This is a genomic window from Streptomyces sp. NPDC043853 (assembly GCF_056436025.1).
On the sequence record NZ_JBWKDJ010000017.1, the window covers coordinates 114749 to 131154 of the forward strand.

15 protein-coding genes are annotated in these 16406 nt (G+C 72.5%); 8 read left to right on the top strand and 7 right to left on the bottom strand.

Annotated elements, in window-relative coordinates; translation table 11 throughout:
* The first annotated feature begins 49 nt into the window (after nt 1-49).
* The 4 genes from AC067U_RS32680 to AC067U_RS32695 all read left to right on the top strand — a co-directional run bounded on the left by AC067U_RS32680 (nt 50) and on the right by AC067U_RS32695 (nt 4194).
* Nucleotides 50-988: a hypothetical protein gene (locus AC067U_RS32680; protein WP_478833437.1), complete on the top strand. Its 939-nt coding sequence runs from the start codon at nt 50-52 to the stop codon at nt 986-988.
* Between the two features lie 112 nt (nt 989-1100).
* Nucleotides 1101-2699, top strand: coding sequence for an ABC-F family ATP-binding cassette domain-containing protein (locus tag AC067U_RS32685; protein WP_478833438.1), 1599 nt, complete (start codon nt 1101-1103; stop codon nt 2697-2699).
* Nucleotides 2700-3063: 364 nt separating this feature from the next.
* Nucleotides 3064-3285, top strand: a complete 222-nt coding sequence (locus tag AC067U_RS32690; RefSeq protein WP_007263382.1) for a helix-turn-helix domain-containing protein — start codon at nt 3064-3066, stop codon at nt 3283-3285.
* A gap of 129 nt (nt 3286-3414) precedes the next feature.
* Entirely contained in the window at nt 3415-4194 is a 780-nt protein-coding gene (locus tag AC067U_RS32695) for an enoyl-CoA hydratase/isomerase family protein (protein ID WP_478833439.1), read from the top strand.
* A gap of 100 nt (nt 4195-4294) precedes the next feature.
* Here the strand turns inward: AC067U_RS32695 and AC067U_RS32700 are convergent, their stop codons facing one another.
* From AC067U_RS32700 to AC067U_RS32725, 6 genes are all read right to left on the bottom strand, one after another.
* Entirely contained in the window at nt 4295-5050 is a 756-nt protein-coding gene (locus tag AC067U_RS32700) for an SDR family oxidoreductase (RefSeq protein WP_478833440.1), read from the bottom strand.
* A 3-nt stretch (nt 5051-5053) separates the two neighbouring features.
* Nucleotides 5054-5848, bottom strand: coding sequence for an SURF1 family cytochrome oxidase biogenesis protein (locus AC067U_RS32705; protein ID WP_478833441.1), 795 nt, complete (start codon nt 5846-5848; stop codon nt 5054-5056).
* A 104-nt stretch (nt 5849-5952) separates the two neighbouring features.
* On the bottom strand, nt 5953-6186 hold the full coding sequence (locus AC067U_RS32710; protein ID WP_365112359.1) for a hypothetical protein: 234 nt from the start codon (nt 6184-6186) through the stop codon (nt 5953-5955).
* Between the two features lie 63 nt (nt 6187-6249).
* Complete coding sequence (locus AC067U_RS32715) at nt 6250-7233, bottom strand: DEDDh family exonuclease (RefSeq protein ID WP_478833442.1); 984 nt, start codon at nt 7231-7233, stop codon at nt 6250-6252.
* A 76-nt stretch (nt 7234-7309) separates the two neighbouring features.
* Entirely contained in the window at nt 7310-8134 is an 825-nt protein-coding gene (locus tag AC067U_RS32720) for an RING finger family 4 domain-containing protein (protein WP_478833443.1), read from the bottom strand.
* Between the two features lie 158 nt (nt 8135-8292).
* Nucleotides 8293-8919 (bottom strand): TetR/AcrR family transcriptional regulator, encoded by a 627-nt coding sequence (locus tag AC067U_RS32725; RefSeq protein WP_478833444.1) that lies wholly within the window; start codon nt 8917-8919, stop codon nt 8293-8295.
* A gap of 114 nt (nt 8920-9033) precedes the next feature.
* On the opposite strand from AC067U_RS32725, the gene AC067U_RS32730 reads away from it, so the two are divergent.
* Genes AC067U_RS32730 through AC067U_RS32745 form a run of 4 tightly spaced genes read left to right on the top strand, consistent with a single transcriptional unit; the run spans nt 9034 to nt 13258 of the window.
* Nucleotides 9034-9843, top strand: coding sequence for an acetoacetate decarboxylase family protein (locus AC067U_RS32730; RefSeq protein WP_478833445.1), 810 nt, complete (start codon nt 9034-9036; stop codon nt 9841-9843).
* A gap of 1 nt (nt 9844) precedes the next feature.
* Nucleotides 9845-10729: an SDR family NAD(P)-dependent oxidoreductase gene (locus AC067U_RS32735; RefSeq protein ID WP_478833446.1), complete on the top strand. Its 885-nt coding sequence runs from the start codon at nt 9845-9847 to the stop codon at nt 10727-10729.
* 10 nt (nt 10730-10739) lie between these two features.
* Entirely contained in the window at nt 10740-12029 is a 1290-nt protein-coding gene (locus tag AC067U_RS32740) for an amidohydrolase family protein (RefSeq protein WP_478833447.1), read from the top strand.
* Nucleotides 12030-12031: 2 nt separating this feature from the next.
* Nucleotides 12032-13258 (top strand): amidohydrolase family protein, encoded by a 1227-nt coding sequence (locus AC067U_RS32745; RefSeq protein ID WP_478833448.1) that lies wholly within the window; start codon nt 12032-12034, stop codon nt 13256-13258.
* Nucleotides 13259-13281: 23 nt separating this feature from the next.
* On the opposite strand, the gene AC067U_RS32750 is transcribed toward AC067U_RS32745, so the two are convergent.
* Entirely contained in the window at nt 13282-16359 is a 3078-nt protein-coding gene (locus tag AC067U_RS32750) for an NACHT domain-containing protein (protein WP_478833449.1), read from the bottom strand.
* Nucleotides 16360-16406 lie beyond the last annotated feature (47 nt).

Genomic DNA, 16406 nt, shown 5'->3' on the forward strand with positions numbered 1-16406 from the left:
GTGCGGGCGAGGGGCACACACCCGTACAGCGAAGACCCGGAGGCTCCGCATGACCACTTCGCCGGCCACGCCCGGACCCGACCAGGCGCCGGCCGACGACCCGTCCGGACCGGGCCGGGCATCCGCCGAAGGCGCGGACGCCGCCACGAGCGCGGACGCCGCCACGAGCGCGGACGCCGCCACGAGCGCGGACGCCGCCATGGGCACGGGGGCGTCCGCGGGCACGGACGCCCCCGCGGACGCCGACGCCCCGGCCGGCCCCGAGGGCGCCACCGCCCCCGCCCCCGCGACAGCCCCGCCGCGCGCCCCGCGGACCCGCCGCCCGCCCGCCCTGCCCGCCGTTACCGCCCTCCTCGCGGTCCTGGCCGTCGGCCTCGCCGCGCTGAGCCCCGCCACGCCCTACGGCGACCGGCTCACCACCCGGGACCCCGCCGCCGGCCCGGCCGGCGCCGCGGTCGGGCCGGCGCACCCCGAGCCCGCGTACCGGCTGGCACTCGACCGCGACGCGGTGCGCGCCCACGCGCCCGGCAGCGACCGGCCCGCCTGGACCTATGCGAGGGAGGGCCGTCACCCGGTCGCCGTCCGTTCCGCCCCCGGCCACGCCTTCACCCTCTGGGACGACGGAATGGTCACCGACACCGTCCGGCAGGCCGGCACCGGCACCCCCGTGGTCCGCTGGCACCGCTCCGCCCCCGGCGCCGGCACGGACGGCAGCCTGGCCTCCCTGGGCCCCGACGGACGGATGCTGGTCGTGGTCACCCCCGGACGGGCCCTCGGCTACCGCGCCGAGGACGGCGACCTGCGCTGGATCGTCACCGCCCGCAAGGGCTGCGCCTTCCGCCCCGGCGAGGCCCCGCCGGCCGTCGACCGGCTGCTGCTGCTCGCCCAGGACTGCGCCGACCCCGACGTCCCGTGGAACCTGCGGACCGTACCCCTGGGCGAGCAGGGCCGGATCAAGCCCCCGGCCGACCGGCGGCCCGAAAAGTAGTTGCGCGCCACCGGTAGAATGAATCCCATGGCAAATCTCCTCGCGGATTAGCGGCGTCGAAGCCTCGCGTACCGCCCCCCTTCCGCCGTCCCCACCGCCCTGGAGTATTTCCGTGATCACCGCCTCCGGCATCGAGCTGCGCGCCGGCGCCCGCATCCTCATCGAGAACGCGTCCTTCCGAGTCGCCAAGGGCGACCGCATCGGCCTGGTCGGCCGCAACGGCGCGGGCAAGACCACCCTCACCAAGTGCCTGGCCGGCGAGGGCCAGCCCGCCGCCGGCGCCATCGCCCGGTCCGGTGAGGTCGGCTACCTCCCGCAGGACCCCCGCACCGGCGACCTCGACGTCCTGGCCCGCGACCGGATCCTCTCCGCGCGCGGCCTCGACGTACTGATCAAGAAGATGCGGGCCAACGAGGACCGCATCGCCAACGGATCCGGCGCCACCCGGGACAAGGCCCTCAAGCAGTACGAGCGCCAGGAGACCGAGTTCCTGACCAAGGGCGGGTACGCCGCCGAGGCGGAGGCCGCCACCATCGCGGCCGCCCTCGGCCTGCCCGACCGGGTCCTCGGCCAGCCCCTGCACACCCTCTCCGGCGGTCAGCGCCGCCGCGTCGAGCTCTCCCGGATCCTCTTCTCGGACGCCGACACCCTGCTCCTCGACGAGCCCACCAACCACCTCGACGCCGACTCGATCGTCTGGCTGCGCGACTACCTCAAGACCTACCGCGGCGGCTTCATCGTGATCTCCCACGACGTCGACCTGGTCGAGACCGTCGTGAACAAGGTCTTCTACCTGGACGCCAACCGCTCGGTCATCGACGTCTACAACATGGGCTGGAAGCTCTACCAGCAGCAGCGCGAGGCCGACGAGAAGCGCCGCAAGCGCGAGCGCCAGAACGCCGAGAAGAAGGCCGCGGCCCTCAACGCGCAGGCCGACAAGATGCGCGCCAAGGCCACCAAGACGGTCGCCGCGCAGAACATGGCCAAGCGCGCCGACCGGCTGCTGTCGGGCCTGGAGGCGGTACGGGTCTCCGACAAGGTCGCCAAGCTCCGTTTCCCGGATCCCGCGCCCTGCGGCAAGACCCCGCTCACCGCGGAGGGCCTGTCCAAGTCCTACGGCTCGCTGGAGATCTTCACCGACGTCGACCTGGCCATCGACAAGGGCTCCCGGGTCGTCATCCTCGGCCTCAACGGTGCCGGCAAGACCACGCTGCTGCGCCTGCTGGCCGGCGCCGAGAAGCCCGACACCGGCGAGGTCACCCCCGGCCACGGCCTCAAGCTCGGCTACTACGCCCAGGAGCACGAGACCCTGGACCCGGACCGCACGGTCCTGGAGAACATGCGCTCCTCGGCGCCCGACCTGGACCTGGTCCAGGTCCGCAAGGTGCTGGGCTCCTTCCTGTTCTCCGGCGACGACGTGGACAAGCCGGCCGGGGTGCTCTCCGGCGGCGAGAAGACCCGGCTCGCCCTGGCCACCCTGGTGGTCTCCTCGGCGAACGTGCTGCTCCTCGACGAGCCCACCAACAACCTCGACCCGGCCAGCCGCGAGGAGATCCTCGGCGCGCTGCGCACCTACAAGGGCGCCGTCATCCTCGTCACGCACGACGAGGGCGCCGTGGAGGCGCTGGAGCCGGAGCGGATCATCCTGCTCCCGGACGGGGTCGAGGACCTGTGGGGTCCCGACTACCGGGACCTGGTCGCCCTCGCCTGAGGCCCGGTCCGGGCCGGCCCGTCCCGCTGATCCAATTGCTTCTGGATCATTCGGCTCACTGCTGATCCATCATCTGAGTGAGACGGTCTCGTACCCTCGCCCGCGGTCCCGGTACCCCGGTCGCGCACCCCCCGGTGCCCGGCCGGGGTTCTCCGTTTCCGGCGGTGGCGTCCTGACCTGGAGATTTATTCCTGCCCCCGGAGAATGTGACAGAGGTCATGCAGCGGAAGAGAAGATTCCGTTCTGCTCGGGCGTCCACTCCGCGGGAAATGCCGACGTACGGACCTTGCTGAATGGGTGGCCAGGAGGCCCGGGAGGGGTGATCATGAGAAGTCCAGAGCGCACTTCCCATGAGGAGGCACGGGTGGCCGAGACTCTGAAGAAGGGCAGCCGGGTGACCGGCGCCGCGCGCGACAAGCTCGCGGCAGACCTGAAGAAGAAGTACGACTCCGGTGCGAGCATCCGGGCGCTGGCCGAGGAGACCGGCCGGTCGTACGGGTTCGTGCACCGGATGCTCAGCGAGTCCGGAGTCACACTGCGCGGCCGCGGCGGTGCGACCCGCGGCAAGAAGGCGGCCGCGGCCTGACACCGGGCCGGGACCGCGGAAAGCCGAGGCAACAAGCAACCAGTGACCCCCGGTCGGCCACTGGGTCGACTGGGTGGTTACTGTGCAGTCACTTAGCGGAGGCTGCACAGTACCCACCCGGAGGCCCAGATGGACCTGTTCGACAAGGACGGCGTACGGCTCACCGTCGACGACACGATCGCCACGGTGACGCTGACCAATCCGGCCAAGCGAAACGCTCAATCTCCCGCGCTCTGGCGGGCGTTGACGGAGGCCGGTCGGTCGCTGCCGGGCACCGTCCGGGTCGTCGTCCTGCGCGGCGAGGGCAAGTCCTTCTCCGCGGGCCTGGACCGGCAGGCATTCACCCCCGAAGGGTTCGAGGGGGAGCCGTCCTTCCTCGACCTGGCACGCGGTTCCGATGAACAGCTGGACGCCACCATCGCGGAATACCAGGAGGCGTTCACCTGGTGGCGGCGGAACGACCTCATCAGCATCGCCGCCGTCCAGGGCCATGCCATCGGCGCCGGCTTCCAGCTCGCGCTCGCCTGCGACCTGCGCGTGGTCGCCGACGACGTGCAGTTCGCCATGCGCGAGACCAGCCTGGGCCTGGTCCCCGACCTCGGCGGCACCCAGCCGCTGACCGCCCTCGTGGGATACGCGCGCGCCCTGGAGATCTGCGCCACCGGCCGCTTCGTCCACGCGGAGGAGGCCGAACGCATCGGCCTGGCCAACCTGGCCGTCCCCGGCAGCGAGCTCGACTCCGCCGTGCGCGACCTCACCGCGGCCCTGCTGGCAGCCCCGCGTGAGGCCGTGATCGAGACCAAGGCCCTGCTCCGGGGCGCGGCCGGCCGCGGCTACGACGAGCAGCGCACCGCCGAACGCGCCGCACAGGCACGTCGGCTCCGGGACCTCGCGGGACTCGCCGACTGATCCCGCGGGTACGCCCTGCGGCGCACGGCCCCGGCGCCGGAACTCCCTCCGGCCGGGTGCCGTACGCCGCCCCGGCGCGCCCGCCGTCCTGCCGCGCGCCCTAGAAGCCGTGCCGGGCGCCGCCGTCCACCGGGAGCATCACGCCGGTGAGGTACGAGGCCGCCGGCGAGAGCAGGAACGCCGCCGTACGGCCGAACTCCTCGGGGGTGCCGTAGCGGCGCAGCGGAATGCGGGACTCGTTCGCGGCGCGGGCCGCCTCCGCGTCACCCGACAGCGAGTCCAGTTCCCGGACGCGGTCCGTGTCGATCCGGGCCGGCAGCAGGCCGACCACCCGGATCCCCCGCGGCCCCAACTCGTCCGCCAGGGACTTGGCGAAGCCCGCCAGCCCCGGGCGCAGCCCGTTCGAGATCGTCAGCCCGGGGATCGGCTCGTGCACCGACCCGGACAGCACGAAGCCGATGACCCCGCCCTCGCCCAGTTCGGCGGCCGCCTCACGGGCCAGCCGGACCGCCCCGAGGAACACCGACTCGAAGGCCGCCGCCCACTGCTCGTCCGTGCTGTCCGCGGCGAAGCCCGGCGCCGGGCCGCCCACGCTCACCAGCACGCCGTCGAACCGCCCGAAGTGCTCCCGCGCGGCCCCGATCAGCCGCCGGGCCGCCGCCGGGTCGGCGTTGTCCGCCGCCACGCCCACCGCGTTCGGGCCCAGCCGCTCCGCGGCCCCGGCCACGCGCCCGGGGTCCCGGCCGCTCAGCACCACCTTCGCCCCGTCGGCGGTCAGTTCGCGCGCGGAGGCGTAACCCAGCCCCCGGGTCGCACCGGTGACGACGTAGACACGGTCCTTCAGTCCAAGATCCATGCCCTACACGCTAACGGGCGGGGCTCCGCTCTCCGCGGCGGGCTGCGCCGCCGCGGCCTCCCGGTCGCGCTTCTCCCGGCGCACCAGCACCAGCCACCCCACCGGCACGCCCGCCGCGAACAGCCACCACTGCACCGCGTACGCCATGTGGGCGCCGATGGAGTCGTGGTCCGGGGCGGCCACCGGCTCCGGGCTGCCGTCCGCCGGGACCGGCCCGGTCAGCTCGAGGTACCCGCCGAGCACCGGCCGGCCCAGGGTCCGTGCCTGCTGCTCGCTGTTGATCAGCATCACCTGGCGGTCCGGCAGGCCCTTGCGGTCCTTGATGCCGCTGCCGCCGCTGGTCTCGTCCGCCTTGAGCCGTCCGGTGACGGTGACCTGCCCGGCCGGCGGGGCCGGCACCGGGGGATAGGCGCGCGGATCGTCGCCGCCGGCCACCCAGCCCCGGTTCACCAGGACCGCCCGGCCGTCCGCGAGGAGGAGCGGCGTCAGTACGTGGAAGCCGACCTTGTCGTCGTTCGAGGTCCGCATCCGGACCACGACCTCGTGCGCGGCGTCGTACGTGCCGGTGGCGGTGACGGCCCGCCAGTAGTCCCGGCGCGGAACCTCGTGCCCGGGGGAGGTGAGCCCGGTCACCGGGGCGGGCGCGGCGTCCAGGTTCGCCGCGATCAGTTCGTTCTGTGCGACCCGGTGCTCGTGGCGGTGGAACTGCCAGAATCCCAGCTTGACCATCGTGGGGATGAGGACGAGGGCGACGAGGGTGAGGCACACCCACTGCCGGGTCAGCACGAAGCGGTACACGCCCTCGACGGTACCCCCAGCGCCGGGGACGGCTGCGCGCGGGGCCGGGACCCGTTCCGCGCGCGGGCCCGGGAGCCCGTCCCGCGCGCGGGTCGCGTACGGGGTCAGACGCGGTCGACGATGCCCACCTTCCCTTCCGAGCGGGCGCAGTGCGCCCCGCAGTACCAGGAGCCCTCGACCTCGACGCCCTGTCCGATGATCTGGACCCGGCAGTGCTCGCAGATGGGCGCCATCCGGTGGATCGCGCAGGAGAAGCAGTCGAAGACGTGCACCGCGCCCTGCGCGTGCACCTCGAAGGACATGCCGTAGTCGTTTCCGCAGACCTCACAACGTGCCATGCGCCACAGAGTGGGACCGCGGGCCCCGGCGGGCCAGCGGGCGCCGGGCGAGTCGGCCGCGGCTCACCCGTCTGCCGGAGCCACGTCCCGAAGCAGCTGGGTGAAGGCGGCCTCGTCGACCACCGGTGTGCCGTACGCCTGCGCCTTGACCACCTTCGAGGTGGCCGAGTCGGGGTCGTTGGTCACCAGCAGGCTGGTCAGCCGGGACACGCTCGTCGCCACGTGCAGACCGGCCTCGACCGCCCGGTCCTCCAGCAGCTCCCGGTCCACCGAGGTGTCACCCGAGAAGGCGATCCGCATGCCCTGCTTGAGCGGGCTGCCGTCGGTGAACCGCCCCGGGTTCGGGTACGGGCACAGCGGCCGCTTCCGGGAGGGCCGCCAGCTGTTGCGGCCCGCCGCGTACCCCGCCTGGTAGCCGACCCGGGGCGCCGGCGGCGCGTCCGTCCACTCCGTCAGCGGCCGGCATTCCAGCAGCGGCAGCCGTACGCCGTCGCGCGCGGCCGCGTGCAGCGACGGGCGGAACGCCTCCGCCAGCACCCGGGCGTCGTCGAGCGCGTGGTGCGCGCGCTGCTGCACCACCCCGTAGTGGGCGGCGAGCGATTCCAGCTTGTGGTTGGGGAGCGGCAGGTTCAGCTCCTTCGACAGGGCGATGGTGCAGAGCCGCTGGCGGACCGGCGCGGCCGATTCGGCGCGCGCGTACTCCCGGGCGATCATCTGCCAGTCGAAGATGGCGTTGTGGGCGACCAGCACCCGGTCCGCCAGCCGGCCGGCGAACTCCTCGGCGATCTCACCGAACAGCGGGGCGCCGTCGAGCACCTCGCTCGTCAGCCCGTGGATCCACACCGGCCCGGGGTCCCGCTGCGGGTTGACCAGCGTGTACCAGTGGTCCTCCACATTGCCCTGCGCGTCGAGCCGGTAGACGGCGGCGGAGACTATCCGGTCGTCGCGAGCGAGCCCGGTGGTCTCCACGTCGACGACCGCGTACCCCTGGGGGTACGCGGTCGGCCACGTCGTGTCTGCGGTCGTACGGTCGTCGAGCATGGTCACAGAGCTTACGGGTCCCGACCGACAGCCGTGGCCGGGTTGTCCTCTCAGCCCAGTTCCCCCACCAGTTCCCCGGCGGTCACCCGGGCGAAGGACCCGGGCACTTCGGCCGGCCCCGGGAACAGCCGGTACGCCGTGCCCGAAGCCCCCCGGGGGGGCCGCTCCGGCGTGTACCAGGGCGAGGAACACCCGCTTCCCGGAGGCCGCTTCGGCGGCGCCGGCGTCGGCGTCGCGGTGCGCCCACCGCTCCTCCGGATCCAAGAGCGCACCGATCCTGGAGGCGAAGTCGGCCACGCCCTCGTCCGGGCGGCGGCGGTGCAGCCACAGCTCGTCGACGGTCCCCGGCCCGGCGGACCGGCGCACGACGGTCACCTGGCGGGAGCGGGCGGCCGCGCGCCACACCATCAGGTCCCAGAGGGTGACCCGCGACCCGCAGCACATCGGTGGCGGTGGTCAGCCGCGCCGCGAGCAGCGGCCGCGCGGCATCCTGGGTCTGCCACCGGCTCAGCAGGGTGCCGAGTACGAGCGCCTTGGTCTCCCGGACGGGGATCTCCTGGGGCAGCCAGTCCAGGCCGGCCGGTGCCCGGGGAAGCAACAGGGCCAGGTCCTCCCGGTCCTCGGGCGAGAGCGGGGTCTGCCGGGCGAGCAGCGAGGCGATCACCCGAGCGCAGTCGGCCGGCAGGTCCGTGCCGAGCCGGAGCAGCCGCAGCGGCCCCGCGGGCACTCCCTTGGCCCTGGAGGCGCCGCGGGCGTCCGGACGCAGGAAGGGATCGGCGGGGTCGACGCGGCGGTGGCAGACCGGGCAGCCGGTGTAGTCCGCGCCGTCCCGGCAGGCACGGCAGACGAGGTGGGCGCAGGGGGCGACGGGGTGGACCGTGCCGGTCGCGCGCCACGCAGCACGCACGGCTGCTCGGGCGCCTGCAGCAGCAGGGCGAAGACCCGGTCGACGTACCAGCGCTCCGTGTCGCGCGGGATCGAGAAGGGGAAGCGGCGGAAGAGCGGCCGGTGCACCCGGTCGGAGCCCATCAGCGCGTCCACCAGGGCGAGCAGCCGCGCCCCGCGCTATCTGCCGGGAGCCGCGAGCAGGGTCGAGACCAGGGCCCGTACGGAGAGCAGGAAGATCCGCTCCGGATCGGCCGGGCGGGCCAGCGCACGGGCGAGCGCGGGGTCGTGGGGGGCGGCGGCAGGATCCCAGAGCTCGCTCTCGGCGGGGGACTGGGCGGGGGAGCGTTCGCGATTGCGCTCGACCAGGAGGAATCCGATGATCTGGAACTGGATCGCGCGCACCGCGTCGGCGGCCCGCGCGCCGCGCAGCCCCGCGGCATGCACCTCGTGCACCAGGGCCTGCTGCACGGGCAGGAACATCCGGTCGGTGAGCCCGCGTTCGTGGACCATCGCGATCAGGTGGGGGCGCTCGCGCAGTTCGCGGCGCAGGGTCCGGGCCATCGACAGGATCCGGTCGGCGGGGGTGCGGCCGGCGGGGAGGATCGCGCCCATGTCCTGGACGGTCCGCTCCACCAGGGCGTCGAGGAGGGATTCGCGGTTGCCGACGTGCCAGTAGATGGAGGTCACGGCCGTGCCGAGTTCGGCGGCGAGCTTGCGCATCGTGAGGGCTGCCGGGCCGTGCTGCTTGACCAGGGACGCGGCCGCCTCCAGTACCTCCTCGCGGGTCATCGAGTTCCTCGCCATGGGGTGGCCGCCAATCTGTCGGAACGTCAGTTCTGGTGCGTGCAGCCCTCTTTACCCCTCATCGGCTGTCGGTGTAACTGTGTTACAGAACCGACGACGAAGGGTGGTCCACCCATGGCACGCGTACGGTACGGCGCGCGGACCGAAGCCGAGACGGCGGCCTCGCGCGAGAAGAGCTCCTCCCTCCCCGACATCTGGTCCACGGGCGTGGTCGCGGTCTGGGAGACCGACCCCGACGTGGTCGCGGCCGTGCTCCCGCCGCCGCTCAAGCCCACCGGCCGGCCACTGGTCCGCGTCAACATCAGCAAGGTCGACCTGCCCGGCTACCCGCTCGGCGCCGGATCGGTGGCCGTCGCCGCCCACCACGGAGGAGTGGACGGCTGGTACCCGCTGGTCATGCCGATGACCCACGAGCGGGCGCTGACCGGCGGCCGCGAGGTGTTCGGCGAACCGAAGAAGCTCGGCGAGGTCACCGTCGAGCGCGAGGGCCTCGTCGTCTCCGCCGCCCTCGCCCGGCACGGCATCGCCTTCGTGGAGGTCCGCGGCGCCGTCGACAGCGAACTCCCCCTCCCCGCCCCCGCGCAGAAGACCGACTTCTACTTCAAGTTCCTCCCCGCCGTGGACGGTTCGGGCTTCGACGGGGACCCCGTGCTGGTCCACTGCACCCGCAACGAGAAGGTCCGCAAACTGGAGCGGATCACCGGCGACGTGGTCCTCCGCGAGTCCATGTACGACCCGGTCGCCGACCTCCCGGTGCGCCGCCTCGTCGAGATCACCATCGGCGAGAAGACCACCGACCAGAAGGGCCGGGTCGTGGAACGGGTCAGTGCCCAGACCCTGCTCCCGTACGTCCACCAGCGCTACGACGACCCGCAGCAGGCATACGACGCACCCCCTCCGGGAAGCACCGAGGGGAGCGTGTGAGATGAAGCTCGAAGCAGGACAGGTGGCCGTGGTCACCGGAGCCGCCAGCGGCATCGGCCTCGCCATGGCCCGCCGCTTCGCCGCCGAGGGCCTCAAGGTGGTCCTCGCCGACGTCGAGGAGGGCGCCCTCGCCAAGGCCGCCGGCGAACTCTCCGCGGACGGCGCCGAGGTCTTCGCCCGGGTCGTCGACGTCTCCGAACGCGACAGCGTCCTCGCCCTCGCCGACGCCGCGTACGACGCCTTCGGCGCCGTCCACGTGCTGTGCAACAACGCCGGGGTCGGCTCCGGCGCCGAAGGCCGGATGTGGGAACACGAGCCCAACGACTGGAAGTGGGCCTTCTCCGTCAACGTGTGGGGCGTCTTCCACGGCATCCAGGCCTTCGTCCCCCGCATGATCGAGGGCGGCGCCCCCGGCCACGTCGTCAACACCTCCTCCGGCGACGGCGGCATCGCCCCGCTGCCCACCGCCTCCGTCTACGCCGTCACCAAGGCCGCCGTGGTGACCATGACCGAGTCGCTGTACGCCCACCTCAAGGCCGAGGGCGCGCGGATCGGCGCGAGCGTCCTCTTCCCCGGCCCGCACATGCTGCGCACCGGCCTGTGGGAGTCGCACCGCAACCGGCCCGAGCGGTACGCCAAGGAGCGCCCGCGCAAGACCCCGTACCGCAGCCTCGACCAGTACGAGGCCGCGATGAAGCAGGCCGGCCACGAGGTGAACTTCACCCCGGTCGAAGAGGTCGCCGACCACGTGGTCGAGGGCATCCGCGCCGACCGCTTCTGGATGCTGCCGGCCAGTGAGCACAGCGACCGGCAGATACGCGCCCGGTCGCAGTCGATGCTCGACCGCGCCAACCCCGCCTACCTGGAAAGCTTCATCCTCGACTGAGGGGCCCGACGTGCCTGACGAGACGTACGAAGACCCGTACCTGATCATCTCCTCCGACTGCCACGCGGGCCTGCCCACCGAGCAGTACCGCCCCTACCTCGACTCCCGCTTCCACGCCGCCTTCGACGAGTTCCTCGGCCAGCGGGACGCCCGCCGGGAGGAGGCCACCCGGCTGGGCATCCGCAACGAGGCCTTCGCCGAGAAGTGGTTCCACGATCACGAGGAAGGCCTCAAGGGCGGCTGGGACACCACCCAGCGGCTCAAGGAGCTCGACGGCGACGGGGTCGCCGCCGAGGTCGTCTTCCCCGACGCGGACGCCGTCGACAGCCAGACCGCCGCCCCCTTCGGGGTGGGCCTCGGCCTTTCCGGAGACCAGGACCCCGACCTCGGCATGGCCGGTGCACAGGCCCACAACCGGTGGCTCGCCGAGTTCGTGTCCCAGAACCCCGAACGGCACTGCGGCGTCGCCCTGCTCCCCATCACCGGGGAACCGGAGAAGGTCGTCGCCGAGATCCACCGGGCCAAGGAGTCCGGGCTCGGCGCGCTGATGATCCCCTCGATGTGGGTGGACAAGGCCCCGTACCACGACCGGCGCTACGACCCGGTCTGGGCGGCGGCGGCCGAGACCGGGATGCCGATCGTGACCCACTCGGGGGCCGCGCCCCGCCACGAGTACGGCGACCACCTCGGCATCTACGTCTCCGAGGTCACCTGGTGGCCCTCCCGCCCGCTGTGGTTCCTGCTCTGGTCGGGGGTCTTCGAGCGGCACCCGGGGCTGAAGTTCGGGGTCGCCGAATCCGGCTGCTGGTGGCTGCCCAACCAGCTCTGGTTCATGGACCGCCTCTACCTCGGTGCCCACGGCGGAAAGAAGCTCTCCCCGTTCGCGGAGCTCAAGCGCCCGCCGAGCGAGTACCTGGACCGGCAGGTGTTCGTCTGCGCCACCAACACCAAGCGGCGCGAGCTCGCCCAGCGGTACGAGATCGGCGTGGACAACATCCTGTGGGGCTCGGACTTCCCGCACCCCGAGGGCACCTGGCCCAACACCCGCACCTGGCTGAAGAACACCTTCCACGACATCCCGGTCGCCGAGACCCGCCGCATGCTGGGCCTGGCCGCGGCCGAGGTCTTCGGCTTCGACACCGAGAAGCTCGCACCCGTGGCCCGCCGGATCGGCCCGACCCCGGCGGAGCTGGGCCAGAGCCCCGACCAGGCGGCGGTGGAAGCCTCCTGGGCGCGCTCCCGCGAGACGGGCCGCCACTGGCTCACCGGCAACGACTTCCCGGTCATGGGGGTGTCCTAGCCATGGAAGACCGCTACACGGTCATCTCGGCGGACTGCCACGCGGGCGCCGACCTGCTCGACTACAGGCCTTACCTGGAGAAGAGGCACCACGACGACTTCGACGCCTGGGCGGCCTCGTACGTCAACCCGTACGAGGACCTCCTCGCCGACACGGCGGACCGGAACTGGAACTCGGCGCGGCGGCTGGCGGAACTGGAGGCGGACGGCATCGTCGCCGAGGTCGTCTTCCCCAACACCATCCCGCCCTTCTTCCCGAAGGCCTCGCTGATGGCGCAGCCGCCGACGCGGGCCGAGTACGAGCAGCGCTGGGCCGGCCTGCAGGCGCACAACCGCTGGATGGCGGACTTCTGCGCGGACGCACCGGGCCGCCGGGCGGGCGTGGCCCAGATCCTCCTCAACGACGTGGACGCGGCGGTCGCCGAGATCCGCCGCACCCGCGAGGCCGGCCTGACCGGGGGCATCCTGCTGCCCGGCGTCCCGCCCGGCTCGCCCGTCCCCGAGCTGTACTCCGCCGCCTACGACCCCATCTGGGCGGTCTGCGCGGAACTGGACGTGCCGGTCAACCACCACGGCGGCTCCGCGTCGCCCCCGCTGGGCGACGAACCGGCCGCCCGCGCGGTCTTCATGGTGGAGACCACCTGGTTCTCGCACCGCGCGCTGTGGCACCTCATCTTCGGCGGCGCCTTCCGGCGCCACCCGGCGCTCAAGCTGGTCCTGACCGAGCAGGGCTCCGGCTGGATCCCGGGCGTGCTGGAGATGCTGGACTACTACCACGGCCGGCTGGTGGGCGCGGCGACGCGGGCCGCGACCGCCGAGTCCAAGTTCGGCGCGGGGCTGGCGGAGGCGATGGGCAAGGGGCCGAGCGAGGTCTGGCGGGACAACTGCTTCGTCGGCGCCAGCTTCATGCGTCCGCACGAGGTCCCGCTGCGGGAGCGGATCGGCCTCGACAAGATCATGTGGGGCAGCGACTACCCGCACGACGAGGGCACCACCCCGTTCTCCCGCGAGGGCCTGCGCATCGCGTACGCGGGCCTCCCGCGGGAGGAGGTCGCGGCCATGGTCGGCGGCAACGCGGCCCGTGTGTACGGCTTCGACCTGCCGTTCCTGGACGCACTGGCCGCGAAACACGGTCCGCTGGTCGCGGAGATCGCGGAGCCGTTGACGGCCGTCCCGGCCGAAGCCACCAGCCCGGCCTTCGCCCCGGGGGGCTCGGTCCGGGTCTGGTGACCCCGTCTTCCCGCCGGGGCGGCTCAGAAATCCGTTCGCCTGAGCCGCTCCGGCGGGAACTGACTCGTTCCTTCAACCCTTGTGTCCGGCCCCACGGTCACCACCAGATTGTCGAGCCGGGCCAAGGGAGCGAGGTCAATGGCACCTGTGCATTCCGAGAGTAAGAGGTGCGTGAGGTTTGGCAGAGCCGCCAGCGCGCGGAGACTGCCGGTGAACTGGCACTTACTCAAGTCCAGAGACCGAAGGCCCGTGTAGGGGAGCAGCGAAGCCGGATCGAACGCGGCCTGTCCCAGCACTTGCAGCACGGTGAGCAGGGGTGGCGGCTCTCGTTTGAGCTGGGACAACTGCTTGTCGCCGGCGAGCGTGAGCTGCGTAAGGGCTGGCCAGCGCGTGAGGCCGAGAAGATCGATGTGGCGGGCGCTGCGCCACAGCTGGAATGACTTCAGGTCGGCGTCGCCAGGAATTTCACGGACTGCGGTGATGTCTGCCGCGAAGTCGATCGACAACGTGGTCAGCGCGTTGAGGGCGGCCAATGGTTGCAGCGATGTGCCCCCCTTCACGCGTGAAAGGTGCAGTTCGCGGAGTGGAAGCACTGAGATCGGGTCGATGTTGGACAAGGCTGGGCAAATATGCAGGCCGAGCATGTGCAGCTGGTCCATGGATGCGAGTGGATCGATGCTCGTCAACCATTCATTGCGGATGATCTGCATCCGCTGTACATCCCGACGATCGGTGAGCCGCTTCGGTAGCCCCAGATCGCCGACCAAACTCACCGAGTGCAGTTGCTTGAGTCGCGGTAGCGCATCAACCTGTTCCTGCGAGGTCACCAGGAGGAAGGCCTCCGTGAGCGGGGCCCCATCCAGAACCCCACCCACGTACTCGTTTGTGTCGAAGTGCTGCCAGGCTTCGGACAGCTGGACCGTTGCGCGCAGGCGGGTTTCGTGCCGGAAGCGGCTGATGACGGCCAAGGCCCGTGGCCCACCCACTTGTGCAGCGGTCCGGATGGTGGCTGCGGCTTCCCTCTCGTCCAGAGCATCCGGACCCCTCAGTAGGTCGAGCACCAGCTCCCCGGCTTTGGCCACCTCATCCGCGTCCGAAAGGCTTTGCGGCGGCAGTAGTCGTTTGGTGCGACTCTCGATCTCCGTGCGGACGGTCGGGTCCAATTCCGGCGCGTGCTCCAGACAGGCTGCTGCCAAGAGGACCAGACGACTGCGGGCGCCCTTGACCTTGTCCGCCCGCTTCAGCAGGCCGCGCAGGATGCGGGTGCGTTCGTCCGGGCGGGCATGGCCCACGGCCATGCGGACCACGTCGTCCCAGGTGTCGTCGTGGGCGTTCTTCACCAGTACGCCGAAGTCGCGCGACTCGACGGCCGCCTTGGCGCCCAGGTAGTCCTGGAAGGTGCGGTGGACGAAGTCCACCGACCCCTTCACCGGCTCGCGCAGCAGCCCGCTGCGGATCAGCAGGTGCGTGAAGACCTGCTCCGCGTCGCCCTGCTCCCGCACCTGCGGCATCGCGTCCAGCCACTCCGCCAACAGCTCGACGGCTTCGTCCCGGCTCGCCTCGACCTGGCCGTTGCGGATCAACCAGTAGGCGAACCGCTGGAGCAGCAGGATCTGTTCGTCCCGGGTGAGGTAGACGCCCTCGACCCCGCTGATCTCCCGCTCCGTGTCGCGCCGGACCAGGAGCATGTCCAGGGCGGCGTCGTACAGCTCCTTGCGGGCCCGGGGCAGGTGCATCCGCCGGTCGCGGTTCAGGGCGCACAGCAGCGCGCACATCAGGGGGTTGGTGGCCAGCCGGCCCAGGTCCCGGCGGGCGGACACCGCCTCCAGGAGTGATGCCTCGTACGCGTCGAGGTCCTCGCCCGGACACTCCGCACGAGCGGCCCGGTGCCAGTGGGCGACGAACGCCCCGATGTCATCCCGTTCCATCGGGAGCAGCGAGTGCGGACTGAAGCCCGTTCCGGCCAGCCAGTCTTCCGGCACAGCCGAGGGGCGGGTGGTGACCACGTAGCGGGCCGTCGGGAAGGCCGAGACCAGCGAGCGCAGCCAGTGCTCCGTACGGGTGCGCAGCCGTTGCGGGACCTCGTCCACGCCGTCGACCAAGACCAGTGCCCGGCCGCTCAGCATGAGGTCCTCGACCCAGCCGGACGGAGCCGACAGGGGTACGCCCGAGGCGCGGAGGAAGTCCTCCGGCATGGGCAGCGCCTCCGCCGTGGTGAACGACCGCAGCCGCAGTACGAACGGCATGCAACTGCTCCACGCCCCGTCCGCCTGCCGGGCCGCGTTGAGCGCCAGCCACTGCAGAAGGGTGCTCTTGCCCGAGCCCGCCGGGCCGCGCAGCAGTACCCGGTCCGCGGTGCCGAGCGCCTGTTCGGCCTTGACGGTCGTCCGGTGCATCCCCGGCTCGCCGGGCAGGAGTTGCTGCTCGCCGTTCACGCTGAGGCTGACGTAGGCGAGGTCCAGCGGCCATTCCTCCCGGGCTCGGGAGGTCGTCAGGCCGAAGAGCTGCAAGCGCCCGTGGGCCTCGGCCACGTACGCCGCGTACCGCTCCTCGAAGGCGTGCGCCGCCCCGTCCGGGCGGTCCGCCAGCCGGTCCACTGCCCGCGCCAGCTCGCCCGTCCGGCGCACCAGCTCCACGTCCGCCCGGGCGCCGAACCCCGGCAGGGTGGTCAGGTACTCCACCGCGTGCGCGCAGCACAGCCGGATCAGGTCCCGGCAGGCCGCCTCGGCCGGTCCGCTCAGGCCGGCCGACGCCGGCACCGGCAGCCCGGCCGCCAGGGCCGCCGGGTCCAGGTCCGCCGCGAAGAGGGCGTCGGCGTCCACCGGGCCCAGCGCGGCGAAGGCATCGGCCGCCGCGTCCAGTGCCGCCAGCCGTTCGTGTTCCGGAAGGCGTGACGCCGCCTCGCCCAGCCGGTCCGCCAGCGCCGCGGCGAGGCGGCGGAGCTCCGGTTCGCCCAGCGCGGGCGGGCGCCGCCATGGCGGTGCGGGCCGCACCGGATCGGCCGCCACACCGGCGCCCGGGGCCCGGCCCAGTTTCGCCCGTGCCAGGGCCGTCGCCGCCGTTCCCGCCGCCCGTAAGACGGCCGTCTCGAACCCCGTCATGCACCCTCCCCTTGTACCCGCGGTAACCCGCACGGATACTGATCGGT

Bases quoted from the DNA above. Each gene is read 5' to 3' on its own strand.
- AC067U_RS32735 (WP_478833446.1), top strand. From the start codon at position 9,845: ATGAAGCTCGAAGCAGGACAGGTGGCCGTGGTCACCGGAGCCGCCAGC.
- AC067U_RS32695 (WP_478833439.1), top strand. From the start codon at position 3,415: ATGGACCTGTTCGACAAGGACGGCGTACGGCTCACCGTCGACGACACG.
- AC067U_RS32730 (WP_478833445.1), top strand. From the start codon at position 9,034: ATGGCACGCGTACGGTACGGCGCGCGGACCGAAGCCGAGACGGCGGCC.
- AC067U_RS32710 (WP_365112359.1), bottom strand. From the start codon at position 6,186: ATGGCACGTTGTGAGGTCTGCGGAAACGACTACGGCATGTCCTTCGAG.
- AC067U_RS32700 (WP_478833440.1), bottom strand. From the start codon at position 5,050: ATGGATCTTGGACTGAAGGACCGTGTCTACGTCGTCACCGGTGCGACC.
- AC067U_RS32750 (WP_478833449.1), bottom strand. From the start codon at position 16,359: ATGACGGGGTTCGAGACGGCCGTCTTACGGGCGGCGGGAACGGCGGCG.
- AC067U_RS32680 (WP_478833437.1), top strand. From the start codon at position 50: ATGACCACTTCGCCGGCCACGCCCGGACCCGACCAGGCGCCGGCCGAC.
- AC067U_RS32745 (WP_478833448.1), top strand. From the start codon at position 12,032: ATGGAAGACCGCTACACGGTCATCTCGGCGGACTGCCACGCGGGCGCC.
- AC067U_RS32725 (WP_478833444.1), bottom strand. From the start codon at position 8,919: ATGGCGAGGAACTCGATGACCCGCGAGGAGGTACTGGAGGCGGCCGCG.